Genomic DNA, 26,721 nt, shown 5'->3' with positions numbered 1-26,721 from the left:
CGTTGAAGTAGATAAAACTACTTATATGTTAGTGAAATATTGATAGCTATCTATGGAAAATGAAATTAGAAATTCCTTATGAAATGAATAAAACAATATTATCACAGCTTTTCAAGGCTCCTTATAATCGTCAGGCTTTTATAGAAAATGGACTTTTACCTACATTTCAAGGTAAGGTGTCGGATTTCAAAATTTATGATCACCAGGGTGTTCAGCACATTGTTTTGTCTGCATCTGAACAGAGCTTTGCTAACTCTATTATAAAATATGGAGAATTTAAGACCTCCGATGAAATTCCCAGAACTGTTGAGCTCTATGAAGTAATTGTAAAAGATGGAAAGCAAATTGAACGAAGCAGAGTAGGATTGGGGAGCTTGGTTAAAAAACATATTATTGGGAATAATGCAGTGCTAGTCAATTTTGCTTATCAGAATGCAGAGAATAGAACCTGGCGATTTTCATTTATCGCACGTGACGGAGTATTTCAGAATGGAGAAATGCAAATATTAGATTCTCACCCCAAACGATATACATATGTTTTTGGGGAACCAGAGGAAACTTATAAAACTGCCCTAGATCAATTTTTAGTTCTTGGTAGTGAACTAGATATCACCATTAATAAAATAAAAGATGCTTTCGGCGTAGAGGCTATGTCAAAAGCATTTTTTGACGAATATCGTGATGTACACTATGTAGGTTTTGTAGATTACTTAATGCGTTCTGAATTTAGGTCATCTGCATTTAATGGTAATGATAAGGATGTTCGTGACTTTGTTAAGAAACTCTTGGGTAGAATTGTTTTTTTGTATTTCTTACAGAAAAAGGGATGGTTAGGTGCAAAAGATAGATCTTACAAAAACGGTGATAAAAGTTTTATGTCGCACTTCTTTCAAAAAGCAGGTGCAGATGATACTTTTTACCCAAACTGGCTTTCTAGATTATTTTTCGATGCTTTGAATAATGAAAGGGATAGTGACGATTTCGTTATGCCAGATGGGGAAATCGTTAAAATTCCATACTTAAACGGTGGTCTTTTTGAAAAGGAATCTTTAAAATTTGATTTGTTAACTTTTCCTTCAGATTTGTTTGCCAATTTATTTGTCTTCTTTGATCAGTACAATTTTACAATTTTTGAAGATAGTGCAGAGGAACATACAGTTGCGGTAGATCCTGAAATGCTTGGACATATTTTTGAAAATCTTCTTGAAGACAACAAAGATAAAGGAGCGTTCTATACTCCTAAGGAGATTGTTCATTACATGACACGACAATCTTTAATAGAGTACTTGCATACCGAAATACCAGACGCCAACTTGGTAGAATTAGAAAATTTTGTAAAGAACAAAGAAAATAATCTAAGTAAGGATCATAAGAAGCAGATTGATGAAAAACTTGATTCGGTAAGGGTGTGCGATCCTGCAATTGGTTCTGGAGCTTTTCCTATGGGTTTGTTGCAGGAAATTTTTGGAATCAAGGAACGTATTGCATTTGAATTGGGATATAAAGTATGGAGTCCTGCAACTGTTAAAGAAAATATAATTCAAAAATCGATTTATGGAGTTGACATTGAGCGGGGAGCCGTAGATATTGCTCGATTACGATTTTGGTTGTCTTTAATTGTGGACGAAGAAATGCCCAAGGCACTGCCAAATTTGGACTACAAAATTGTTGTAGGTAACAGTTTACTTAACAAGTTTGGTGATCTTGTCATTGAAATAGACTGGGAACGTAAGGGAAGTGTGGGCGGAGCTGATAAGCATATTAAAGATATGCAAAAGGCTCTCAAGAGTATTTCATCTAAACAAAAGGAATTTTTTGAAAGTGCAAATAGTAAAGGAAAGTTACAACTGAAAGCAGAGATAAGGAATTTAAAACTTGAAGTTCTTATAAACCAACTGTATTTTAACAAAGCCTCATTTCTAAATAAAAATAATCGTGTCTCTGACATGGGTTTTGGCCTTAAAGCCACTGACCATAAAATGAACTTAAAAATAAATGAACAAGTATCGGAATTTGACAATGCCATTGAAAAACTCAATTGGTTAAAATTAAATCCAAATGAAAACTTTGAACATTTTGACTGGAAACTTGATTTTCCAGAAGTACTAAATCCTTTTGTTAGTGATTTTACCGGGTTTGATATTGTCATAGGTAATCCGCCTTATATAAAGGTTCAGAATATCAATAAATCAGATGCTGTTCATTATAAAGATAAGTATCTATCTGCTACTGGTAAGTATGATATATATCTGCTTTTTATTGAGCAAGCTTTTAGGTTAGTCAATAAAAATGGTAATATAATTTATATTAATCCACACAGGTTTATTATTGCAGATTATGGAAAATCGTTAAGAGAGATTATTACCAAGGACTTTTGGTTGAAATCAATTCTTTATTTTGGAGTTGATCAAATTTTTGAAAATGCCACTACCTATTCGGGAGTTTTCCATTTTAAAAAGAATTCTAATCATGTATTATATTTTGAACCTAAAAATAAGAATTTAGGTGATATTATTTTTTCATTGATTCCATATTCTTTGCTTAATGATAGTTGGCTTATTACTGACGATAACAATGTTGTTCGAGTTTTAGAAAAAATATATTCATATCCGAATCTTTTAGATTACTGCGAAGGAATTTATCAAGGTATTATCTCTACCGGTGATAAAATATTTATGCTTGATGGCTACGTAGATGATGAATTCTTTTTTGGATATTCTGAATCCCTTAAATCCAATGTAAAACTTGAAAGACAGGCTGTAAAGCCTGTTTTAAAAGGGGAGGATATTAAAAGGTATAAGTCATTAGAAAAGAAGAAGTTTGTAATCTTTCTTCATAAAAGTGTTAATGATAAAACCGTACCATTAGATGAGATAGAAATTCAAACTTCTTTACCATTGACATATGATTATTTACAAAATTTCAAGGATCATCTCATCGAAAAGAAAATTAGCTACAAAACTAACCCAATTTATTGGCTCAGTTTACATAGAAGCCGTGACTTAAATATTATAGAAAAGTCTGGGAAAATAATTACTCCGCAGTTGCAGAACAAACCTAGCTTTACGATTGATGTTTCGGGTGAATTTATCCCTGATGCGGGTGGATATATTGTTGCTCCTAAGTTTGATAATTATCATTTATCAAAGTCCCTGCTTGCTGTTTTAAATAGCAAGTTATTTTATTACTTTATTGTTAATACTAGCACGCCATATAATAATAATTACTACTATTTTAAAACTAACTATATCGAGCCATTTTGTATTCCAAGAGCTTTGATAACAAAATCTTCTTTGTTTACCATAATCGTTGATATGATAATTGTTGTAAATAATCGAATAGGATTAGATCCTCATGTACCAAATTCTCATATCTCCGAACAGTTTGAAGAGGTTATTGATGCCTTAGTATTAGAACTTTATTTTCCGGACGAATTTTTAAAACATAATATATATGTTGAAAACTTTGCTAACTCATTGTTTTCCCCTATTGATGGCTTAACAGAAGTTCAACAAATCGAAATCATACGATTGACATATCAAACTTTACGTGAGAAAGATAACCCACTCCGTAATCAAATTAAACTAATGAAAATTGAGATGAAAGATTTGTTATTACCTATTTTAAGTGTTTAATCATGCAAAAAATTAAAACGATAACCTTACGTAATTTTAAATATTTTTACGGCAAGGAAGACGTACAACCTCAAAATATAATCGAGCTTAATAAAAATAATTTACTTCTATATGGTGAGAATGGGAGTGGGAAAAGTTCTATTTATTGGGCTTTGTATACATTTTTGCAAAGTTCTATTAAAGATCCTATATCAGAAATCAATAAGTACTTTGATCCATTAAATCCTCAAAATCTAAGAAATAGATTTGCTTCTCCTAATGACGAATCAGGTATTATAATTGAATTTAGCGCTCCTTCTGGCGGCACACTTAAAGAACTTAAACGTAATTCCGATAGTACATATAGTATTAACACATTTAAAGATCCATTTGTAAATAGAGCGTTGGTCGGAAGTGATTTTATAAATTATAAATTTCTTTCTAAGATTTATGATTTTAGAAACAGTGAAGGAATTGATCTTTTTGAGATGTTTGAGAGAGATATATTAATGTTCGTTGATTTTGAAGAAGCATTTACAGAACATGATGGGAGATTATCTGCAAGAACATATGCCAGCGATTGGTGGAAATTCATTTGTGAATCACCTAGTAATCTACCGTTTAAAGGGAATATTGTTAGTGTAAGTTCTGAAGAGTACCGTAGGCTTAAAAATATTACTATTCCGAGATTTGTTGATTTGCTAAAAAGATTTCTCTTAGAAATCACTCAGGGCGCAAATAAGTATTTACAAGATGAATTTGGCGAAAAATTTACAATTGGATTTGACACCGACAGCATATCATGTGCTTATAATATAAATGTAAGTCAGAGAGCGAAAGATGGTTTGCTACATAAACCAAAAATTCCCTTACATGTTCATTTCAACCACAATGGTTTGGACGTATTGAATCAACAGATTTTAAAACCACATACTTTTTTAAATGAAGCTCGTTTGACTGCTATTGCCTTAGCAATACGTTTCTCAGTTTTAGATCGTAGGCCAACATTTCCCGATTCGGCGAGAATATTGGTATTAGATGATTTGTTGCTTAGTTTGGATATGAGCCATAGGGATAGGGTATTAGATATTTTATTGGGTCAAACATTCTTTGACACGTATCAAATTCTTATACTTACTCATGATAGGGCCTTCTACAGTATGTGTAAAAACCGCATTCAAGATCGTTTTGATAATGGCTGGATTTTTAAAGAAATGTATCAGCATGAAACGATAGATGGGATACCTTGTCCGTTTGTACCACAGCAAAACAATTACCTAGATTTGGCAAAAAAGTATTTAAAGGAGTTTGACTATCCTGCAAGTGCAAATTATTTAAGAAAGGAAACTGAGCGAGTTTGTAAGCATTTATTACCACAGAATTTAAGTATTTTTATTAAGGAAGATAAAGGATCTACCATTTTAAATTTGGAAAACTTAATTGGGAATTTCTTGAAATATTTCAAATCGTTAGGTGGAAATTCTGCTCCATTTGAGAAATTGAAGGAACATAAAGATCTATTACTTAATCCTTTATCACACGATAATGCAGATTCTCCAATTTATCGTCGCGAGCTGGATAGTGTGATCGAAGTACTGGAGAAACTTAATAAGTTACGGGTTCATACTTTTGGTTTACCAGATGATAAAAATGAACACGTTTTTCATCTTCATGAAATAGATGCTGCTGGTGATAATTGGATAATCGAATTCTCTCTAAAAGAGACATTTAGAGGCATCAGAGATATCGATGGTAGCTGGCGCTTGTCAAACCCTAATTGTTTTTTTATAAACAAGAGAAATGATACTCAAAATTCTGCTCCAATTCCACTTGCATCGAATAAAAAGCTTGAACAGGGATATAGCCAAATTAGATTCGCTCTTGGAATAAAAACTGAACTAGTTGACAACATTAAAGACCTAAAGGACATTTTATATAAAGATGGTCATACATTATTGCAAATATTAAATGCTTAAACTGTTGACTACCATGGCGATGACGTACATAAATTCCGATCAGCAAAATAGCTTTGCCAGCTGGCTCCGCCTGGTCCCCAATAATAAAATAAGTGGAGGACGTATCATTACTATCCGAACACCATCCGGAAAACCTTACCTAGCATCAGCACTGCGTCAGGCGGCCAACTCAATCGGGAATCAAAAAGATCATGAATTAACACCGTTCTTCAAAAGATTAGCTTACAATAAAGGAAGGATAACGGCTGTAAACGCTACTGCTAGAAAGCTTGCTATTATGATTTGGAATATGATTATTAAACGAGAGCCTTATAAGAAACAACAAGTAAAAGAGACTAATCAAAAAACAAAAGTAGCTGGATTAAAACAAGTTGAAAGACGTATTGATGTATTAAAGTTAATTCAAACTGAACTCAACACTCTTTTCTCAAGAACTTCATTATTAATTGATTTGTAATGAGGAGTTGTATAGAAAACCTTACAGTAAGAGGAGTCGGGATATTTTTCAGTTAGTAAACAGTTGAAGGAAAAAAGTTAAAAATTTAAAAAGATTTTAGGGATATAGGTTTCTTGGTGCAAATCTGTAAGCCATTATGATTATTATATTTTATAATAACTAATTTAAATCGATAAAGTAATGCCAGAGAAAAATAATATCACCTCCTTGTTTTCGTAGATGTTTGGAAGATAATTTTTCAACCTTTGGGAAAGTTTTTACTTTCAGTAGGTGTTCGTCTTTCCCAGTCCAGTCAATAGATAGGTCTACATTCGTTTTGGCAAGTTCACTAATCCAAATATTTACTTTGGCGATCCAGCCATTAGTCTCTGGTTTTTGGACAAATGCAAACATGCCACAGACGGTTAAATGGGCGGAGTGATGTCCTCTTTTGAAACGTTCAATACCACCACGTTCACCATGGACATATTCTTTATTGTTAGACGTGTCGCAAAATCGTTTACTTTCAAATTCAATAATTGGAATGGCTTTTGATGTGCGTGTATTGACATATACGCCGATATCCGTCTCTTTTCCAGATGTTGCTTGGGGCGGATTTTTGCTGAAGTCATAAGGAAAGTAACCACCTTGTTCTTTATTACATATTTGAAAATGCCTCACAAGCAGGTTGCTAATCCAATTCTCTTTCTCTGACTCATCATTATCTTGGTAATAATTATAGAATTCACTAATATTCTTATCAACAAAACTGATTACGTGATCAATTTCGAAACCTGATTTAATACTCAGATCTCCTGGTTGAGGTGAAGTAAAAGGAGTCAGACTATCTCTAAGCATTTTGGTAGCTGGTTTTTAAATAGTCAGCGAATGTTTCGTCTGCATCCTTCAAAGCGATTGATGGTAACCAATAACGCAATTGCTTGGGCTTGACCATAACGAGTCTGTCTTTACCATATATTTTTAAAATTCGCTGTACGTGTATATGATGCAATGTTTGGTTGACTAATGGCATAATGCTGTTAATATAATCTTCGAGATTCGGCATAATTTCAGTTACGGAATTAGTTTCAACTGCCGTATATTCAAAGTGTATCGCATAATATTTTCCAGCGTCTAATATTTTAAATAATTGAAAGGATTTTTCCTCTGCTTCATAAACACTGTTAAGGCATTTGCAGAATATTGCTGCAAACTTCTGAACCTCTAGTTCTGTTGTGTGTCTAAAAATATTTTCCTCAAAAACATTCAAATAATATGTCAGCGTGTCCTGCAAAAGTATGTGGTCAGCTTCTGAAAGAAGAGGAGCCTTTGGATTTGCAACAAAAGGAATATTTAAAATATCTTCACTAAAAATAGCGGTTGCTCTATTAATTAGTATTTCGGCGCTTGTTGAGATAATATAAAACCGGATGAGATCAGCATTATCTTTAAAATATTTATCAATCGCTAATAAGTCATCTTTATCTGATGTCGGCGCATGTATTCCAATTATTCTGTGACGGAATGAAACAGCCTTATCTGAGAAATGTGAAGGTATGTTTTTTTTGCCTATGCCTTTTTTGATTAGCAATAATGGCGGTTGAAAAAGCTCTTTCGTCCTTCCCCATTGATAATACTTTCCTTCCAACGGTGAGGTTTTACCGATTCCGAATTCTGTAAACGTTTTTGTATCAATGCAATCGCTGCCATTCAAATAAGTAAATTCTTGATAGCCACCTTTCTTCTTTATGAAGTCAGCAGGTACAAGTTCATCATCTGCCTTACCTTTAATGAATCCTTCACCGTATACCCAATGGTTATCCTTCTTCTTTTGTTTTAGGTACTGAGCTAAGGTTGGTTGTTGTGATAAATTTGCAATCAACTGTAAGATTCGTCCACCACCAAGCAGATTCGCCTTCCAAATAAATGGGTCATTTAGCAATGCTTCTTTACTAACATAATGAAAGTCATAATGATCAAATTCTAGGAATAAACGGTTTGTATTGGAAAAGGTACGGTTGGCCACTAAGTGCAAAACGTCTAACAGGTCTGGTTTTGAATTTTGCAAAAAAACTGCAACAGTTGAAACTGTGGTTTTTCCCCATAATTTATCTGCCAGTTTAGTAAGATCTATGACTTGTAATAAGTTGTATTTTGAGAATAACTCATTTTTAAATACTTTATCTTTCTGGTAGAATAGTGGACCCGACGGCTGAATTAGACACAATAATGCATCAGGCTTTAGCAACAACATCGACTTTACTAAGAAATGTAAGGCAGGATTTTGATCGGGAATTTTAAAAGACGACTGGTAGTCAATAGTCTCTTTTAACGATTTGAAGAAAGCGTCTCGGTCGGGTTCCTTTCCATCAACCTGTTGCAAGTTAAAAGGTGGGTTTCCAATAATTAGGTCGAAGGTACCTGCTTTGACCTCCATTATAAATTTAAAGAAATCCTGAGATACAATGTTTTCACTCAAGTCAGGAAATTTTAATTTTCCCCAGGTTGGTGGATCCAGATTGACTTCGTCCAGTATAGCCAAGGCTAAACTAAAAATAGATAAACGAACCGCATCGTCTTCAATGTCAATGCCGTGGATACTTTCTAAAAGTAAATCTTTTAAAATTGGCAAGGGTGGTTTAATCAGTTCACCTGTTTTTTGCCATTGTTCATAACGCCACCATTGGACGATACGCTTATAACTCTTTACTAAAAAAATACCAGATCCACAGCTTACATCTATTAGCCTAAAGCCTTTCCTGGGTTGTTTCAAAGGCATGCATTCATCAACCATTGTGCTGACGATCATCTCTGGGGTATAAACTATATCCTTTCTGTCGGTTAGTAATTCTTCATAAACAGAACTTATCACTTCGACTGGTAAATGAGAAAACGAATATAAACGCCAGATGACATATTGACTATTTTTACTATTACCATCAAGATAATCTGCAAGACTATTAACTTCGCTTCGTTGTATATCTTCACGTTGAGAGCTTTCGCCCACCTTATCCCATTCGAAAATTTTTCCATTAAAATCCTTGGCCAATTGATCTAAAAGGTTCAATAGTTTCCCTTTTCGTATGGTTTCGCAAAAATTTTCACACTGAAAGTTTCTCCTAAAATAAGTGCCAGCAAAATAGCCACTCAAGCTATCTTCATCTCTCTCTTCTAGGTACTTAATCAGTAGACACTGTACGAGTAGCTTCAAGGCTACATGTCGATTTAAGCCTGAGTTGTCCTGAAAACGTTTATAGACTTCTTTTAACCCCCGAATTAGATCTTTTGTAGCGGATTGCTCAAATTTAAACCGATTTTTCTTTTCTTGTTCTTCCCAAAACATACCATCGTAAAAATCTTTGGCCGGGAAGTTTTTAAACGCATCTCCAACTAGTTGAATTACTTCGGTGGCATAAGTATTGAGATCTTCGTGGGGCTTTTCACGAGCGTCAAATAGGGCGACAGAGGAACTCTGCAAGAGAATGTATGCAGGAACTTGACATCCGTTCCACATCTCTTTATGAATACGGTTTCGAATTTCACCAGTTAAAGTTCGGGTAGTATAGTCAAATATATATAATTGTGGTACTGCTGCTCGCCCGTCCTCAAAATAACGGAAATAAACCGCGTCTGCTTTAAACTTGTTTTTTGCGGTTTCCAAGGCGAAAAGCAGGTCTGGTGAGGCTAAATCAGCCTTTATTCCCATATAATTATCTGTCAAAAGCACCCCACTGTTATCTCTTTCTGTTATAAAAGTGAAATTCAGATTTTGGATTTTCTGCTCAAATAATGTATTAATCATAGATATTTTATACCTTCAAAAATAGAACGTTATTTATGCACGGTCGCATTTTATTGTTCTACTTTAAGTGTTAAAGTAATTGGGATCAAAAGTTGATAATCATCAAATGTACTAATTATAATCGCATCGCCCTTGCTAATTTCTACAAATTTGCCCCATACCTTTAATGACCGATTGGTTCAATCTTTCTTGAGAGACTGTCAATTTGGATAGTTTAATAGAAAGGTCGCCGGAATCAAGGAAAGTAGCTTTATATGTAGTTCAGTGCTAGTTATGTAGTTTTTAAACTAGTTAGGCTTGTGAGGGATTAAGATCACCACCAAAAACAACAGATCAGACAGAGCCATCAATAAATGATATAGGTAGGTTGCAGTAATAAATCTTTCGGTTCTTAGCACTTTACAAAGATGATTACTAATTCTATATAGAAAAGATAGAATCATTTTTACAATTGGCACATCAAACTAAATAATACTTTGTTGTATAACTACTTATTATGTTGAAAAGCTACTAAAAAGTAACCCAGCCGCACGTTTACCAGTCAGTGCAAACGAAAGTTACGAAGTGAAAAATGACGGCTTCAAGCCTTCACTTCGTCAGCCGGCTATTTACCGCGGCTGGGCGCCGCTCCTTAAACCGCCGTCGGGGCCTTGAACCCTGGGGGGATAAACCCCGTCATTTTTCATTCGTGTGGGACATGCGATTGCCCTTTGGCACAAAGCCGGGGCCCTTGCTACTTCAAATGTCTTTCACTGATGAAAAATTCAAAAAACACTCCAAAGATTTACGTAGGAACTTACGGAATGTACAATTCCGGATCGCTTTTCGGAAAATGGTTTGATCTTTCAGACTATTCAGATACAAAAGAATTTTATATAGATTGCTATGAATACCATAGGAATGAGTTCGATCCGGAATTAATGTTCCAGGACTGGGAATATATTCCGTCTTTTCTGATCTCGGAATGCAGTTTGCAGGAGGACACATTCAAGTACTTTGAAGCAGTCTCTGAAATGGATGATGACAGAGCAGAAGCTTTTGAGATTTACTGCTCAGATATTATATCCTGGCCAGCCAACGGAAATGATTTGGAAGAAACACTGGAAGGTTTTGAAGAGGCCTATCAGGGATATTATGGAGGAGCTTTTAAAGATCCGAAAACAGAATTTACCTATCAATATGTAGAAGATACCGGAATGCTTTCGGGAGTACCTGAAATTCTTGAAAGATATTTTGATTACGAAGCTTTCGGAAGGGATCTATTCCTGGAAGGATACTCCGAATATAACGGTCATGTTTTTATGGACATTTAAATGTTTTTCAGGAGTCTGACACTTTTTTCAGACTTCTGAATTAAAAAAACGGTCAGATGACAGTTTGGAGGTTACTTGGCAGAAGATTAGAATTAAGCGGCTTTAATACTTTCTGGCCTGGTTCTGAGCCATTTGATTTCACCGGCGAATTGGAATTTTTAGTATCTGTCAGTAACTTAATTAAAAATTCGTCTTGGCATGATAAGATCATACTTTAAAATCAGAGGCAGATTTGACTTTTCACCGCACCCTTTTGAGATCGGAAACCCTTTGATCCAAAGCCGGCATTTCAGTTACAATCATTTATTTAAAAAGGTATATGGCCTAAACGTAGCGGATTATCCGTTGTTTTACCAATATCATCTTGATTACTATCTGCAATCAAATCCACGGCAAGAGCAAGACTTCTTTACACACTTCTACCGGATTACCTCTGAAAGAATTGCCTACTACAAGATGCAAGACCCGTTCTCATCAAAGCAGCAGATATATCAATCCAATATAGCCAGGCTCGAATCCTTTCAATCCTTTCTTCACTCGATCGATCAGTGGCATGTGCATCAGCCGCTTGAATCGGTCATTATGGAAAAAGAACAGTTGATTTCTTCACTAAAAGCCAGGATAGTTTTTCTGGAAGAGGAGAACCGGCAGCTCAAAGAATTTGAAACGAGCAAAAAAATCCAGATCCGCGAAAACTATTTACCCACCTTCCTGGATCTGATTAAACAAATGCAGGAACTGGAACTACCGGATGGAAATAAGCTTCTAACCAGTTCCTCTCAGAGCGGCTGGTATAAAATGATCGCCAAATACTTCCTTCATGGCGGCAATGAAATCCCTGTAAACACCGCCCGTAACTACTTTCCTGCACAAAAAGATAAAACACTTATCAAAGGAACCGAAATTTATTCATCTCAAAAGCTATTCAAAATCAATCACTTAAAACGAAATGGATAAATTTGTTTTGACCAGCCGAATGTTTTGGTCATTATTTTTTATCCTTCCCCTCTTATGTTTGCTTTTGATGATAATGAGCCGTGGTACCCGGCTTATTGTCACGGTTTATGTTTCACCATTAAACAAAAGCAGTCATGCATGTAGAGATGATCACGAGGGAAGACTTGCACCAGTTTAAAACTGAACTTCTTACCGAATTAAAAACCATTCTAACGGCAGCCAAACCTGGCCCGCAAGGTAAATGGCTTAAAAGCGCCCAGGTGCGTGCGCTTTTAAACATATCACCAGGAACACTATTGAACCTGCGGGTCAACGGCCATCTGCGTTACACCAAAGTGGGCGGCATTTTTTATTACCAGTATCAGGATATTGAGCTCATGCTGGCGAAAGACCCTTCTAAAAAACGGTAGATCATGCGGGCATCGAAACAAAACTTTATCAATCCGGCGGGAGCTGGGTTGATAGAAGGAGTATGGGATGATCCCAGACTTCGGGCGGTGCATATCTGTTTGTATGCTGCCATTGCGCATCACTGCGGCAAGGCGGATCAAACACAGATCCGGATAAGCCGGCGAATATTGATGCGATCTGCCAGGATCAGATCAATAGCCACCTATCACAGCTGCATCAAAGAGCTGGCACATTACGGCCACATTGATTACCAGCCTTCGTATCATCCGCTACGTGCAAGCCGTATAGCACTGACCGGCCGGGATAACGGAAGCTCAAACCAGAAGATCAATGGACAAGAAAACACTGATCGATCTTTTTGAGCGGCGAGATAAGAAAAGAAGGCGGATCCTCTATGAGCTCTACTTTGATCTGATCACATCAAAGCTTACAGCGAGCTATATCGCCGAAATGATCTGTAAAGATCTCGGCCGGGGTGAGATGGTTGGTGCGGCCGATATCAAATTTTGCCGGTTTCACTTCAAAAACAAAACGGTTCGGCCAGTGACGGCAAAGCCGTTCATTCAAAGTTCTGTTCCTACGGTCACAGCTAAACTACAAAGGGAAACTCCAGAAGACGGCTTTGCAAGTTTTTGTTCGGACCCGGACACGATGAGTACCCAGGAAAATATTATTGTTCAATCTAAATTCTCTAAAAAATGACGCGTAAATTCAATTATGTCCTGCAAGCCAAGGGCGGTGTAGGCAAAAGCTTTTTTACTTATCTGAGAGCGCTGGCTGAGCGTGACCGGTCTTCTTTGTTTGTCGATGTGGATCATTCCACAAAAACCTCTACCCGTCAGCTGAAATTTCTGGGAGCAGCCAGAATGGAATCTGTCTCGTTGGTCGGTCAACGTGATATGATTGTCCGGGATATTTTTGTTGGCTACATTGAAAGTCTGGCAAGTGCGCCGTTTGATGAAATCTTTATGGATTTTGGGGCTCCGGAAAGTGAGCAGTTTCCTTCACTGATTTCCATTGACCTGAACTTTAAAAGATGGTGTGACAGGCTCGGCAATGAGGTTACTTTCCATATCATCATCGCAGGTGGTGGTGCTTACCGGGCCTGTGTAGAATATCTCGAAAAAATGATACAGGTGACCAGCGGGAGGTTTCGCATTGTTGTCTGGCAGAACATGAGCACTTTCAGCCAGTTTCCAAAACTGGCCACTGAGCTCGCTGATAACTGTGAGCGGTTCGGCCTTGAACTGCGGCAGTTCGGGGACTTTGATGCCAATACCTTTTTAGGTATCCAGATATTGGATGGTATCAGAAGAGGTTACAGCCTTGATGAGTATCCGTTCGGGGCACAGATCTGCCTGGAAACGGAACTTGAAAATAATTTCGGCTATGAACCGGGTCAGTAAAGAAGAGCTCAACCGTATCCGGGGCAGGTATACCGAGAAATATGGAAAGCTGATGGATAACTGGTCGCCTATGCTGTTCCACGAGATGCATGAAAATTTCAGGCAGTTCGAAAGCAGTGTAAATACTTCGGTTCTAGAGATCAGCAAAGCAGCAGCACAAATTAGAGTGAGTCACAAGTCCGTTCATTTCAAAAGTGACCGTGAAGCCCTCTTCTTTGGGCTTGGTATAACTGCCCCGGCAGCCTTTACTGGTATCGTGGTCTCCATCCTGATTTTTTGGTATGCCAGCAGCAGTCAGGATTACAAGCAAAAAAAAGAGGTCCTCGACACCTACGAAAATGTTTCGGATTATGTGGCTCTTATTCAGAAAGGTGAGATCCTTGAAAAAGATGGAGTCAATTACCTCGTTCTGTACCCGCTTCCTAAAAAGGGCGGTATCACGATCGGAAAAGATTACATCTACGATCATCAAAAAAAACGGGTTCTGGTGCCTCTGGGTTTAAAATAGCGTCTGAAAACCTGCAAGTGAACTTTTGTGAACTTTCTTAAACTTTGGCTGCCAAAAGTGGCCATTTGTAAACTTCTATGAGCCTTGGCGTTGGTTTTACCAAAACAAGCTATCGCCGGTACGCCGTGAAAAACGGCAACCGGCGGGAGCTTGCAAGGGGCTATGCCCCCTTGACCCCCTCGCTATTCGCCTTTGGGCTCATAGCTCATTGTGACAGACCATTTTAAATCTTAAAGATGATGGAAAATAAAAAACAAAAAGGCAGACCGCCTAAAAACGAAAAGGTTGTCAGAAGGTCTCATTTTTCCGTATGGGCTACTGCCGATGAAAAGCAGCGCATCAATGTGCTGATCGAAAAAAGTGGGCTTTCAGCCAGCCAGTTCTTTTTGACCTTGGCATTGGACACACCCATTAAAAGGCCTCAGAAAAAATCGCTTCCAGCCAAGACGGCAGAAACGATTTTGATCCTTGAAAAACTCAGCGGCATTCTTTCGCTCGCAGTTCTGAAAGCATCCAGTGCTGATATACTTTCGCGCCAGTGGCAGCAAAGCAGCCAACAGGTCAGACTGCTTTCTAAACTGATCATGCTTTTTGCATTTGAGGACTTTGAGCTTAGAACGGTGCGCAAGACTTTGTCTGATATTCAGGACTGGACATCTCAATTGTATAGTTATCTGGATATGGTTTTGCCACGGACAGAGAACAAAATCAGTGTACTGGAAAGAACTCAGCAGCTGTATCAGGCCAGCGGCGAACTTTTGAAAAAGTACGAAGCGCATTATCTGAAAGACGAAATACCTGATGAACTTCTACCGATTTGGAAAGGATCAGAAAACACCGAGCCAGCAGCAGTTCATGAAATGATCAGACAGGCAGCCGAGGAGCTTATTAAAAACAGAAGATTATGATTGGGCAAGTGAAACTGGGCAATTACGCAAAACGGATCATTGAGTATTGCTACTACGACAAACACCTCACACCACAGCAGCGTAAGATGGTTGGGCCGGACGATGTTCGCGGGGAGCTGGTTTACATCCAGCACCTCGCACTTCAAAAACTGCCTGATGGAAGATTTGATATTGATAATCTGATCAAGCAATTTTTAGACAACCGTGACAAGAATACAAAGCTCAATAAATTTGTATGGCACCAGTCCTTTAGCTTTCCACCCGGTGAGAATCCTAGCGATGATAAGATCCGGCAGATAACTGCCGAATTTGCCAAAGACTTCGGTTTCGAGCAGAACCAAATGCTGGTTTTTCGTCACACAGATACGCAGCATGCGCACTTCCATTTGGTCGCCAATCGTATTAATTATAATGGTAAAAACACGGCGGATCATTTCAATAATTATGCGCGTACCGGGAAATTCTGCCGTAGGATAGAGCTGGAACTGGGCTTGTCTATCACACCCGAAATGCATCTCACAGATGAGAACAGACAGGAAAACAGACAAACTAACAAAGCGATCCTCAGACTAAAAGAAATGATCGATCAGCAGCTGCCTGCTGTCACGAGTATGGAAGAGCTGAAATCACAGCTTGAAAAACAGGGATACAAAACTTATCTGGGCAGAGGCATTGCGTTTATGAACATCAAAAACGGCATGAAACTCAAGGGATCACAGATTGGCAGGGAGTATTCCCTGGCTAATCTGGAAAAACGGTTAGGGCAACCCGTGCAGATTGAGCTGAAACAGACTTTTATACAGGAATTAAAAAGAGAAAGAAGACAAGGAATCAAAATTTCTTAATCCATTCTTATAGGCAATATTAATTGAACGCCCGTTTAGATGTTCCGCATTCTGTTTCGAAGTGCAATGACTTCCATCCTATAGCTGTCTCCAATCGTTACTGAAATGTCTCCGAGATATAGTTTTTGATTATCCAGGCTGGAAATATGCTTTATACCAATTAGATACGATCGATGAACGCGTAGAAAAGTACTTGAAGGTAGTAGGCCAGCCAGATATTTCATGGTCATATGTATGATGTAATTTCCGTTCGTCGTAAAAATAATCACATAATCTTTGATGGATTGTGCGTAAATGAGCGTGTCATGTTCGATTCGGACCAGTCTACCATCTGTTTTGAAATAGGTATAATGTTTTGCGTCCTCCGTTAATGTGTTTTGTTTAAAAAACTTGCTGACGCTTTTTTCAAACCTTTCATAGGTGATTGGTTTTAGCAAGTAATCAACAGCATCAAGTTCATAACTGTCGAAAGCAAACTCAGAAAACGCAGTGGTGAAAATTACCGGCGGTGGGTTTCTGAGCGTTTTGATAAAATCTATACCGTTTAAGGATGGCATTCTAATGTCGAGAAACATCAGGTCTACATCTGCGGTGCTGATGGTTTCAAAAGCTTCCAATGCGTTTGCACATGATCCAACAAGAAGTAAATTCGTGGTCTGATCAATATGCCTTTGCAGGACTTTTTGAGCAAGCGGCTCATCATCGACTATAATGCATTTAACCATGATTCAACAAAGGTAGGATCAGATTTACTTCATATGTTTCATTACATTCAGTTATCACCAGCTGATGCTGTGGATATAACATATTTAACCTGTCTACTGCGTTTTCCAAGCCAATACCTTTAATCACAGTTTGGCTGGAGGGTGTAGAAGGTTTACTATTGCGTACTTCCAGGATCAATTCATTTTCAGTCAGGCAAATAATAATATGCACAAATCCGTTTCTGGTTTCGTCCCTGATCCCGTGTTTGAAGGCATTTTCGATAAATGGTAGCAGCAATAACGGTTCGATGCTTACTGATTCATTTACAGCCTGTGATTCGAAGCTGATATTCATCGTGTTTGGGTAGCGTAATCCCTCCACTTCAACATAGTTTCTCAGAAAAGCGATTTCCTGGCTCATGCTAACCGTTTGTTTTTTTGAATGATACAAAATGTAGCGCATCATATCTGCATGTTTGGCAATTACCGGCGCTGTTTGGTCAGACTGCTGCAAGGCAAGAGAATAAATATTATTAAGGGTATTGAAGAAAAAATGTGGCTGTAACTGAATTTTCAAATAGTTCAGCTCTGTTTCCAGTTGCTTCTGCCGCATAGCCTGCATTTGCATTTCCTGTTCGGACGAGCGGATAAAATAGGCGAGAGCGGTAAACATCAGCATTTCCCGAAAAACAAATATGATGCTAAAAGGAAAGAGTTTTGGGCTATACTGAAACCATTTCTGAGCTGACAGGACTATTTTATCAGGAAGAAAGGTCAATTGGCTAATAAGCCAATGCTCGTATTTCGTGTAGATGGTCAAAAATACCAGGAAAATGCCTACCAGTAATGTGAACACCAGGTACCGCTTTTCGAATAGGTACGGAACAATAATTTTGTAATAAATAAGGTAAGGAAACATTCCGAGCATACCGTATGCTAATCGTTCAACCAAGAAATCAGATGAAGTTGAGCCAGTTTTTTCATAAAAGTTAATTTCAAAATCCGTTACGATTGGAAAGACGAGAAAAATAGTCAGGAAGAAAAAGATCTCTATCCTGCTGATTTTCCATATAGAGTGAGCGACGCTTGGATTCATAGGCTGAATTTAACCCTTAGTTTACTCCCAGGAAAACAGGGTAGCACCGTCAACGATACTTTTCGACCGAGCGCCTATTTTTTTCGACAAAACCGGGCTTTGTCTAATTTATCGATGGGCTTGTCTAATACTTGATTTTCCATTAGAAAAAGCGGATAGGTTTGCAGAAACATAACACGGCTAAACATGCGAAAATCAGTTTTTTTTCTTTTAACGTCCATGCTTTTTGGTACATACGCAGTGGGTCAAACAGCCCCGGAAATTATTTCAGCTGTCCGAAAATCACAGGAATCGGTAAAAACGATTTCTTACAGAATGGTACGTCATGATACACTGGTTACCGGGGATGTCAGGACACTCACCGGCCATGTAAAAATACATGCAGATACAAGTGATCACATCTTTGGTTTTCTGTTTTGGGCAAAAGAGGATAGTGTAAAAAGTCAGCTGGTTTTTAACGGAAATATGTCCTACCAGGCAGATGAAGATCAAAAAGTTTATTCTATTTCCACCGACCGATCTGCTATGAAAGACATATTGTATAGCGCGGGAGGGCGTATGGTGGTACCGGATTTGATAAAACTTGACACGTCCGGAACCAACGGTTTAACAGTTTCACAAGATAAACTCTTTTATTATCTGACTATTAACTACCCAGACCTGATAAAGTACGACGTAGTTAAACGGTATAAAATAGTTACAATAGATAAAACAAACATGCTGCCTGTCACAGTAAGGCAGCATCAGCAAACCCTGGATCAGGTGCAGGATCTGACTTGGGGAATTCAGCAGATGCGTCTAAATGAAAAGGCTTTCTATTATGATTTTGCCGATCCCGATTTTATAAAAACATATACTCTGAAAGTTCCTGTGGTTACGAAAGGGCATTCGTTAATGGGGCTGATGGGAAAGCAGGCCCCACTATTTGAGCTCAAATCCTTTGATGACAAACTAATTTCATTACAGAAAACCACAGGAAAAGTGGTGTTGTTGGATTTCTGGGAGGTGTGGTGTGGGCCCTGCGTTGAATCCATGCCGAAGGTCCAGCATCTCTATGACAAGTTTAAAGATAAAGGCCTGATGGTTTATGGAATTATTAATGATGTCAGACAAATAGAATCATCAAAAAAATTCATCATCAAAAAATCTGAAATTCAATTTCCTATTTTGCTTGGTAATGATAGGTTAAAGAAGGATTACCAGGTAAATGCGGTACCCCAGTACGTGCTTATTGATAGAAATGGCAAAATAAGTTTTCTAAGCTTGGGTTATTCTGATAAAATTGAATCCGAAATAGAGAGGGCATTGAATATGCAATGATTATATCGTTACTCGTAATTTCAAGTGAGGGGCAAATGTGCTTTTCGGCAATTTTTTCAGTATTAATCAAAATTACGTGTAATTCCTTTGGGCTAGGTCCTTGCTCTTAAGGAGAATAAGTACTAGCCATTATTTACTATGTTTGCTGTTTTTTTTCTCGTTCTTCTTTACAGAAATCATATATTCAAATGCATCTATTTCACTGTTAGTTAGATCGTCGTAGCACTTTCCAAACTGCTCAAAACTTTTATTTAGTTTATCTAATATTTGAATTATCGTAATACCAGAAGGATTAGAATCACCATTGAAAATACTTGACAGTGTGGCTGTCCGAAGACCCGTTTCGACAGATAGTTGTGAAATATTATGCACCAAAGAAAGCTCTTTAACGCCTTTCTCTTTGTTTTTTTTCCATTGTAACTTATTCTCATCTAATAGCTTACTGAATGTCAGAGCATATTTTAACTGTACGTATTTCTTACCTTCTGTTTCCATGAAGACAAGGAACCCGTTTTTGAAAAAATAAATGTTACGGTATACCGTAACATTTATTTTTATTTACTAACTTTGCCTATAGTATTTACTACACTTTGATTAAAGTGGGTAGATATTTTTAATTTGCGGTTCTTCAAAAAAAATTGAAGCTATTCGCTTAGAGTCCCGGTGCTGAAACCTCGGAAATTTCATAGACTTGGAGACGATAAGTGGATATAGCTCACGACCTAGGCGTGGGTTATCTCTGTCTTATTCGTAGTCGGGTCTCCGAGGACCTCAGCATCAGTAAGTAGAGTCCCACGCCTTTTAGTTTTCTTCCAAAGGGATTTGACTTACCCAAAGACTCTCATGTAACAATTACCTTATGTTCCACGCTTCGAAACCGAAGCTTAAACTGTTGTTACGCGTATGAGTATTTCTTTCATTTTTCGTTTAATCATTCGCAAGCCGGAATGATCATTCTGTCTTCAGGTTTTCTCCAAGCATTGGTAAAGTAATACCAGCTCTGTGGCGCGGCTAAGTTTGCCTATGGAAACCTATTGCCCTCTTTTGTCAAAAGCTGCATAGTATTTTGATTTTCTTTTCACTCCATAAAATCTTGTTGCAATGAACTCACGTTTTTGCTCCCCAGGCAGAATACTGCCCTATCTATTCTATTTTTCACTCCTTTACTTGCTGCTCTGGTGCTGGAAACCAGCTGCTGCACAGAACATTTCACAATACAAACCATTACAGGTTGGAGACAAAGTCCCTGATGTCACGATCAGAAACATTTATCAATACAAAAGTCAGGTAGCCAAAATCTCTGATTTTAAAGGCAAGCTGTTAATCCTGGACTTCTGGGCAAGCTGGTGCGGTGCTTGCGTGTCGATGCTTCCACGTCTGGATTCGCTACAAAAGCAGTTTAATGATAAAATACAGATTCTTCCAGTTGCCTACCAGGATGCAAAGACTGTCCAAAATTTTCTAAGCAAGTATCAGGTGAAAACTGGTCGACGTATAGCGTTACCGGAAGTGATGGCAGACAGCGTGCTTCACCAGTTGTTTCCACATACGTACCTGCCGCATTATGTCTGGATCAGCAGTGAAGGTGTTGTGCTGACCTTCACAGGCATGGAAGAAATGAATGCTTCTACTATCCAAAACGTGCTGGAAGGGAAAGCTGGTGATATCCGGCAGAAAAAAGATGAAAAAGGCATTGCCTACGATGTGAAAAAGCCGTTTCTGGTAGGTGGGAACGGAGGAGACGGCAAAGAACTAATTTACCACTCGGTATTGGCAAATTACACAGAAGGTCTTCTGAGCGCTGGATACTCTATTCTGAAAGACAGCACTGAACTTCGGATCGTGCTGCGCAATACACCTCTTTCCTCGATGTTCCGTGTGGCCTATGGGGGTAATGGCTATCTGGGTAAAAATCGGATGATTCTCGAAGTAAACGATCCGGGCCGTCTACGCTCGGATCTAACAGGGCAAAAATACACCGACTGGAAAAAACAGGGTAACGCCTTTTGTTACGAGGTAAAAGTGCCGGCCGCAGTGGGTAAAGAAGCTTACACAATCATGCAGCAGGATTTCGCCCGGTTTTTCAACCAGTACAAAGCCAGAATGCAAAGGCGAAGCCGGACGTGCCTGGTGCTGACAAGGACGGATTCGGTTGACCACATCCGCTCCAAAGGCGGCAGGCCGCTGATGTCATCTGAGTACGGTCAGTTCACACTCCAAAACAAAAAACTGCTGTTTCTGATCTCGCAACTCAATGTAATCTCGATGCAGGATTCTCCTTATCCAGTCGTGGACGGAACGGGCTATACAGAACCTGTGGACCTGATACTGGATGCAGATCTTTCGGACGTAGCAGATCTGAACAGGGCCTTAAAACCTTACGGGCTGACGCTGAATGAGAAGGTACGTGAAATTGATATGCTGGTGATTTCGGATAATCTTTAACCTGGACGGCGATGAAAAAAACGATACTACTCTCTATACTGCTTTCGGTCCTGACTGGTTATGTTTTCGGACAAATAAGGATGGAAGGCAGCGTGCTATCTGCATCCGATGAGCAGCCGCTTGCTGGCGCTGTGGTCAGTGTGAAAGATAAACAATCCGGAACGGTCTGTGATGAAAATGGCAAATTCTCATTAACAGTGCCTGATACCTCTGCAACCCTGGTTATTTCCTATATCGGCTATCTGACCCGGCAGGTGAAAGCTTCGAGTAGTGGCCCGCTGACGATCTCTTTGCAGCCCAACCCCTCCGAGCTTAGCGAGGTGGTGGTCTCAACGGGTTACCAGCAGATCCCGGCAGAAAGGGCGACAGGCTCGTTTGCTTTTGCTGACAATAAGCTTTTGAGCCGAAGGGTCAGCCCGGATGTGCTGACGAGGATCTCGGATGTCGTGCCCGGTGTGATTTTCAACAAGGGAAGAAGCAATGCGTTGCGCATCCGTGGACAAAGCACGATTTTTGCGCAGGCGGACCCTTTGATCGTGATCGATAATTTTCCCTATGAAGGAGATATCAATTCGATCAACCCTAATGATATCGAAAGCATAACAGTTTTAAAAGATGCTGCGGCCGCTTCTATCTGGGGGGCAAGGGCTGGTAACGGGGTGATTGTGATCACCACCAAAAAAGGATCCTTTAAAAAGCCGGTGCAGCTTTCCTTTAACAGCAATGTAACACTGGGAGCGTCGCCCGATCTGTACTACCAGCCGCTGATGTCGGGTGCGGAGTACGCAGGCATTGAAACCAGCCTTTTTAAAACAGGGTATTTTAAAGCCGATGAGACCTCGGTAAACAAGGTGGCGCTCTCGCCTGTCGTTGAGCTGCTGATTAAAAACAGGGACGGACAGCTTTCGGACGGCGAGCTTTCCAGTCAGATCGAAGCGCTGTCGGCGCATGATTTCAGAAGGGACCTTAGCCGGTATGTCTACCGCAAAAGTGTGAACCAGCAGTATGCGCTAAGTCTGAGCTCAGGAACCGAGCACCAGAAGCTGCTGCTATCGCTGGGTCATGACCGCAACCTGAATCCGCTGGTCGGAAACGCCTATCAGAGAACGTCTCTTCATGTCCATAACACCCTTCAGCTTCTTGAGAACAGACTTCGTATCGCTACCGGATTTTACTACTCTAATAGCAGCCAGGAAAATAACGGTACGGACCGCTTCACACTCAACAATAATCAGATCTATCCGTATGCCCGGCTGGCGGATGAAACCGGAAAACCCCTGGCACTACCCCGGGATGTTAGAAGCTCGGTGATTTCGCAGGCATCTGCGCAGGGACTTCTTCCCTGGGAATATGTGCCGCTCGATGAGCTGGAGCTGGCAGACAACAGAAGCGCTTTGACCGATTACCGGCTGAATGCCGATGTGAGCTACCGGTTAGGACAGGCGCTGACGTTTCAGGGACTTTACCAGTACGGAGTAGAAAACAATTCGAGCCGCAATATGCAAAGCCGTCAGAGCTATTTTGCCAGGGACCTTGTCAATAGGTTCGCCCAGGTCAATGCTGATGGCAGTCTGACCAGAAATCTTCCCTATGGTGATATTCTGGATCTGAGCGGGTCTGCAGCACTCAGCCACAATGCCCGTTTGCAGGCCAGCTATGCCAAAAGCTGGAAACAGCATCACCGCATTGATGGGATCGCGGGCTCAGAGATCCGAAGCCGCACCCGTAAAGCAAACAGCACCCGGCATTATGGTTACAATGATGATTATGCCTCATTCATTCCGGTGGATTACGTGCGGCAGTTTCCAAATTATATCAACGGGTTTAACAGCGTGATCCCAAATATGGACAGCTTCTCTGAGACCTTTGATCGGTTTGTCTCCTTTTACGGCAATGCCGCATACAGCTTTAAAAACCGCTACACACTTTCTGCCAGCGGAAGGCTTGATAAAAGCAATCTGTTTGGCGTGGCCACCAACCAGAAAGGGGTACCGCTTTTCTCGGTTGGAGCTGGCTGGGAGATCAGCCAGGAGAAATTCTACCCGTGGAAAGCCATGCCGTATCTAAGGCTTCGTGCTACGGCCGGCTATAATGGCAACATCGATAAAACCGTCTCGGCTTACACGACAGCCCGGTCGGGGTATACCGATATCGAAAGCGGGCTTCCGTATGCGCAGATCGTAAACCCGCCGAACCCGCAGCTTCGCTGGGAAAAGATCAGGATGATCAATGTGGGTGTGGATTTTGCCAGTATCAACCGCAGACTATCAGGCAGCGTGGAATACTTCTCAAAGAAAGGCATCGATCTGATCGGTTCGGCGCAGGTTCCGCCTTCGGTCGGGGTAAGCACATTTAGGGGAAACAATGCCGGAACCAAAGGCAGCGGGTTTGATCTGGTCGTAAACAGCCAGAATATTACCGGCGTCTTTCAGTGGGATACCCACCTTCTGGTAAGCCATGCCGAAGATCAGGTTACCCACTATGACATTAAGGCCACTTCACTGACGTATGCCCAAGGGGGCGATAATATGTCCTCGGGCGCGCTTCCGATGGAAAGCCGGCCGCTGATGGCGGTCTATGCCTACCGCTTTGAAGGGTTGGACCCGGAGAAAGGCAATCCGGTCGGTTTTTTAAACGGAGCGCCGAGTCAGGCATACAGCAGTATTTTGAATACCACAAAGCCAGAGGATCTGGTCTACTACGGGCCAGCGCGGCCGACGCTGTTCGGTTCTGTCCGAAACCAGTTCAGCTACAAGGGCTTTTCGCTTTCAGCCATGGTGAATTTTCGCGCAGGATACTATTTCAGAAGAAATTCGATCCGTTATGGTCTGAACTCCGGACTGACCTCCCAGCATGGTGACTATGGCATGCGCTGGCAGAAGCCAGGCGATGAAACCAGGACCCATGTCCCTTCGGTGCCGCAGACGGGCCTTACAGCGCGGGATAATTTTTATCTTTTCTCGCAGGCGCTGGTGCAAAAAGCGGACCATATCCGGCTGAAAGATGTTCAGCTCTCCTATGATTTTACCAAACGGCAGCGGGGCAAACTGCCTCTTCGAAGCTTGCAGCTTTACGCGTACGGGGATAATCTGGGAATTATCTGGAAGGCGGCAAAAACCAGCCTTGATCCCGACTACGCCTATGCGGGTTACCCGCCGCCGCGCACGGTTTCCTTTGGACTAAGAGCAGACTTTTAATTTATAGACAGGATCAAAATGAAAAAACGGTATTTAATTGTGCTGATTGCTTTGGTAAACCTGGGCTGCCAGGACTATCTGGAACAAAAGCCCGACAAGGCCCTGGTGGTACCCACCTCACTGGCCGATATGAATGATCTTTTAAACAACAGCGCTTACATGAACGATGTGCCTGCGCTGGGTGTGCTGGCAGGGGATGAGTACCACATGCCCAAAAGCGGGTTGGATGCGCTGACCAATCAGATTGAGAGAAATACGTATTTCTGGGCAAAGGACCTCTACGAGGGAACCACGTTTGCCCCGGACTGGACCACGCCCTACCGCCAGGTGTTTTATGCGAATTTGGTGCTTGAAGAGCTTAAAAAGATCACGCCTCAACAAGCGCAGCAGGCCGAGTGGAACAGGCTAAAAGGCAGTGCGCTTTTTTTTCGAGCCTGGGCTTTTTATCATCTCGCGCAAGGGTTTGCTGGGACCTACGATCAAGCGACGGCAGAAAAGCTTTTAGGTATTCCTTTGAAACTGCAGGCGGATATCAACACCAAAGCGCCAAGGGGTACGCTGCAGCAAACCTACGAGAGAATATACCAGGATCTGGCACTATCCATACGGCTGCTGCCTGTCAAAACGGCCGTTCCCACCCAGCCGGGTAAACCGGCGGCTTACGGGCTACTAGCCCGGGTGCATCATACAATGGAAGAGTATCCGGTAGCTATGCTGTACGCGGATTCATGCCTGGCGCTGAAAGATCAGCTGCTGGATTACAGCACGGTCGATTCTACTTTGGCCCGCCCGATGCCCCGATCGATTCTGAACGCGAATCCGGAGGTGCTCTTCCAGGCTACGCTGGTCAAATACGGGTTTTTTAGTTCCAGTTTGATTTATCCCGATACGGTTCTTGCCCGCACCTTTAATACCAATGATCTAAGAAAATCCCTGTTTTTTCAGAAAGGTACCGGAAGGTTCATTGGCACTTACACCGGGACGGCCGCGTTGTTTGCAGGGCTTGCCACTGATGAAATGCTTCTGATCCGGAGTGAGTGTGCTGCCCGGTTGGGGCAGGAAAGCAAAGCTTTGGATGATTTGAATAAACTGCTGGTCACCCGCTACAAAAAAGGCACATATAAGCCCATTACGGAGATCAGGCCTTTGCAGCTTTTGGAGCTGATCCTGTTGGAAAGAAGAAAGCAGCTTTTTTCAAGAGGCGTCCGCTGGACCGATCTCAGACGGCTCAACAAAGATCCCAGGTTTGCCAAGACGCTATACCGAAAACCGACTGCTGAGCTTTTAGAGCTGCCGGCCAATGACAGCCGGTATGTTTTGAGCATCCCTGAGAATGAGATTCTGGGAAGTGGTATTGAGCAGAATATCAGATAGAAACAAAAAGTCCCCATGTTCGGGGACTTTTTGTTTTAAGATACCGACAACGTTATGATGCTAGTTTTGAACCAGCTGCCCTTCGGTAATATTACCGGTAGGTTCACCATTTGCATCCAGGCCTTCGGCTGTACATTGATTATCACTTTGATTACAGCTGTATTGACCGGGTTGAGTGCCGATCTGCCTGCTACCCAGCGGCTGCCATTCGCCGGCTGAATCCTTGAAATACTGTGGAGCCATGCTGCGACTTGTAGTAGCTACAGCCATACCACCAGCTAATACCAATGCAAAAGCGGGTAAATAATTCAATTTAAAAACAGATTTCATAAAGCATTTGTGCTTCCTGGAAGCGTTGAAATGTGAATTGATAAATAATTGCCTACATTGTTTTCAGTAGAGTAGGCAA

General features: G+C 40.6%; 22 protein-coding genes. 16 read left to right on the top strand and 6 right to left on the bottom strand.

Annotated elements, in window-relative coordinates:
• Positions 1–59 precede the first annotated feature (59 nt).
• The 3 genes from AC1XUO_RS15440 to AC1XUO_RS15430 are packed head-to-tail and all read left to right on the top strand — an operon-like array spanning position 60 to position 6,047.
• Positions 60–3,635, top strand: coding sequence for an Eco57I restriction-modification methylase domain-containing protein (locus AC1XUO_RS15440; RefSeq protein WP_483330686.1), 3,576 nt, complete (start codon positions 60–62; stop codon positions 3,633–3,635).
• Between the two features lie 2 nt (positions 3,636–3,637).
• Positions 3,638–5,590 (top strand): ATP-binding protein, encoded by a 1,953-nt coding sequence (locus AC1XUO_RS15435; protein WP_483330685.1) that lies wholly within the window; start codon positions 3,638–3,640, stop codon positions 5,588–5,590.
• Between the two features lie 13 nt (positions 5,591–5,603).
• Positions 5,604–6,047: a hypothetical protein gene (locus AC1XUO_RS15430; RefSeq protein WP_483330684.1), complete on the top strand. Its 444-nt coding sequence runs from the start codon at positions 5,604–5,606 to the stop codon at positions 6,045–6,047.
• A 159-nt stretch (positions 6,048–6,206) separates the two neighbouring features.
• On the opposite strand, the gene AC1XUO_RS15425 is transcribed toward AC1XUO_RS15430, so the two are convergent.
• Positions 6,207–6,884, bottom strand: a complete 678-nt coding sequence (locus tag AC1XUO_RS15425) for a hypothetical protein (RefSeq protein WP_483330683.1) — start codon at positions 6,882–6,884, stop codon at positions 6,207–6,209.
• Positions 6,877–9,828 carry an HsdM family class I SAM-dependent methyltransferase gene (locus AC1XUO_RS15420; protein ID WP_483330682.1) on the bottom strand — a complete coding sequence of 984 codons (2,952 nt, stop codon included), beginning with the start codon at positions 9,826–9,828 and terminating at the stop codon, positions 6,877–6,879. Before AC1XUO_RS15420 ends, AC1XUO_RS15425 begins: the two co-directional genes overlap by 8 nt.
• Positions 9,829–10,583: 755 nt before the next feature.
• Here AC1XUO_RS15420 and AC1XUO_RS15415 point away from each other — a divergent pair.
• The 9 genes from AC1XUO_RS15415 (at position 10,584) to AC1XUO_RS15375 (ending at position 16,176) form a co-directional block, all read left to right on the top strand.
• Positions 10,584–11,141 (top strand): antirestriction protein ArdA, encoded by a 558-nt coding sequence (locus tag AC1XUO_RS15415; RefSeq protein ID WP_483330681.1) that lies wholly within the window; start codon positions 10,584–10,586, stop codon positions 11,139–11,141.
• Positions 11,142–11,339: 198 nt separating this feature from the next.
• Positions 11,340–12,098 carry a hypothetical protein gene (locus tag AC1XUO_RS15410; protein ID WP_483330680.1) on the top strand — a complete coding sequence of 253 codons (759 nt, stop codon included), beginning with the start codon at positions 11,340–11,342 and terminating at the stop codon, positions 12,096–12,098.
• A gap of 134 nt (positions 12,099–12,232) precedes the next feature.
• On the top strand, positions 12,233–12,508 hold the full coding sequence (locus AC1XUO_RS15405) for a helix-turn-helix domain-containing protein (protein WP_215241534.1): 276 nt from the start codon (positions 12,233–12,235) through the stop codon (positions 12,506–12,508).
• A 3-nt stretch (positions 12,509–12,511) separates the two neighbouring features.
• Positions 12,512–12,871 carry a hypothetical protein gene (locus AC1XUO_RS15400; protein WP_483330679.1) on the top strand — a complete coding sequence of 120 codons (360 nt, stop codon included), beginning with the start codon at positions 12,512–12,514 and terminating at the stop codon, positions 12,869–12,871.
• Entirely contained in the window at positions 12,840–13,211 is a 372-nt protein-coding gene (locus AC1XUO_RS15395; RefSeq protein ID WP_483330678.1) for a hypothetical protein, read from the top strand. The genes AC1XUO_RS15400 and AC1XUO_RS15395 overlap by 32 nt, the downstream gene beginning before the upstream one ends.
• The gene (locus tag AC1XUO_RS15390) at positions 13,208–13,915 is read left to right on the top strand and encodes a P-loop NTPase family protein (RefSeq protein WP_483330677.1); all 708 of its coding nucleotides are present in this window, start codon (positions 13,208–13,210) and stop codon (positions 13,913–13,915) included. The genes AC1XUO_RS15395 and AC1XUO_RS15390 overlap by 4 nt, the downstream gene beginning before the upstream one ends.
• A complete protein-coding gene (locus tag AC1XUO_RS15385) occupies positions 13,899–14,423 on the top strand; it encodes a hypothetical protein (RefSeq protein ID WP_483330676.1) in 525 nt (174 codons plus the stop codon). Before AC1XUO_RS15390 ends, AC1XUO_RS15385 begins: the two co-directional genes overlap by 17 nt.
• Before the next feature lie 236 nt (positions 14,424–14,659).
• Positions 14,660–15,331, top strand: a complete 672-nt coding sequence (locus tag AC1XUO_RS15380; RefSeq protein ID WP_483330675.1) for a plasmid mobilization protein — start codon at positions 14,660–14,662, stop codon at positions 15,329–15,331.
• Entirely contained in the window at positions 15,328–16,176 is an 849-nt protein-coding gene (locus AC1XUO_RS15375; RefSeq protein WP_483330674.1) for a relaxase/mobilization nuclease domain-containing protein, read from the top strand. Before AC1XUO_RS15380 ends, AC1XUO_RS15375 begins: the two co-directional genes overlap by 4 nt.
• A 35-nt stretch (positions 16,177–16,211) precedes the next feature.
• On the opposite strand, the gene AC1XUO_RS15370 is transcribed toward AC1XUO_RS15375, so the two are convergent.
• Both AC1XUO_RS15370 and AC1XUO_RS15365 read right to left on the bottom strand, forming a co-directional pair.
• Entirely contained in the window at positions 16,212–16,901 is a 690-nt protein-coding gene (locus AC1XUO_RS15370; RefSeq protein WP_483330673.1) for a LytR/AlgR family response regulator transcription factor, read from the bottom strand.
• Positions 16,894–17,493 carry a sensor histidine kinase gene (locus AC1XUO_RS15365; RefSeq protein WP_483330774.1) on the bottom strand — a complete coding sequence of 200 codons (600 nt, stop codon included), beginning with the start codon at positions 17,491–17,493 and terminating at the stop codon, positions 16,894–16,896. Before AC1XUO_RS15365 ends, AC1XUO_RS15370 begins: the two co-directional genes overlap by 8 nt.
• Before the next feature lie 669 nt (positions 17,494–18,162).
• On the opposite strand from AC1XUO_RS15365, the gene AC1XUO_RS15360 reads away from it, so the two are divergent.
• Positions 18,163–19,296, top strand: a complete 1,134-nt coding sequence (locus AC1XUO_RS15360; RefSeq protein WP_483330672.1) for a redoxin domain-containing protein — start codon at positions 18,163–18,165, stop codon at positions 19,294–19,296.
• A 129-nt stretch (positions 19,297–19,425) separates the two neighbouring features.
• On the opposite strand, the gene AC1XUO_RS15355 is transcribed toward AC1XUO_RS15360, so the two are convergent.
• Positions 19,426–19,791 carry a helix-turn-helix domain-containing protein gene (locus tag AC1XUO_RS15355; RefSeq protein ID WP_483330671.1) on the bottom strand — a complete coding sequence of 122 codons (366 nt, stop codon included), beginning with the start codon at positions 19,789–19,791 and terminating at the stop codon, positions 19,426–19,428.
• A gap of 606 nt (positions 19,792–20,397) precedes the next feature.
• On the opposite strand from AC1XUO_RS15355, the gene AC1XUO_RS15350 reads away from it, so the two are divergent.
• From AC1XUO_RS15350 to AC1XUO_RS15340, 3 genes are read left to right on the top strand one after another with little or no spacing between them, the layout of a single operon-like run.
• The gene (locus AC1XUO_RS15350) at positions 20,398–21,741 is read left to right on the top strand and encodes a TlpA family protein disulfide reductase (RefSeq protein WP_483330670.1); all 1,344 of its coding nucleotides are present in this window, start codon (positions 20,398–20,400) and stop codon (positions 21,739–21,741) included.
• Between the two features lie 11 nt (positions 21,742–21,752).
• Positions 21,753–24,938, top strand: coding sequence for a SusC/RagA family TonB-linked outer membrane protein (locus tag AC1XUO_RS15345; RefSeq protein WP_483330669.1), 3,186 nt, complete (start codon positions 21,753–21,755; stop codon positions 24,936–24,938).
• A gap of 18 nt (positions 24,939–24,956) precedes the next feature.
• The gene (locus AC1XUO_RS15340) at positions 24,957–26,312 is read left to right on the top strand and encodes a RagB/SusD family nutrient uptake outer membrane protein (RefSeq protein ID WP_483330668.1); all 1,356 of its coding nucleotides are present in this window, start codon (positions 24,957–24,959) and stop codon (positions 26,310–26,312) included.
• A 60-nt stretch (positions 26,313–26,372) separates the two neighbouring features.
• Here AC1XUO_RS15340 and AC1XUO_RS15335 read toward each other — a convergent pair whose 3' ends face one another.
• Positions 26,373–26,642 (bottom strand): DUF6520 family protein, encoded by a 270-nt coding sequence (locus tag AC1XUO_RS15335; RefSeq protein WP_483330667.1) that lies wholly within the window; start codon positions 26,640–26,642, stop codon positions 26,373–26,375.
• Between the last annotated feature and the right edge of the window lie 79 nt (positions 26,643–26,721).

The organism is Dyadobacter sp. HNCC25DJ186 (assembly GCF_056895235.1).
Note: the sequence above shows the minus strand (reverse complement) of the source record. Positions and strands in the feature narration are given on the sequence as shown.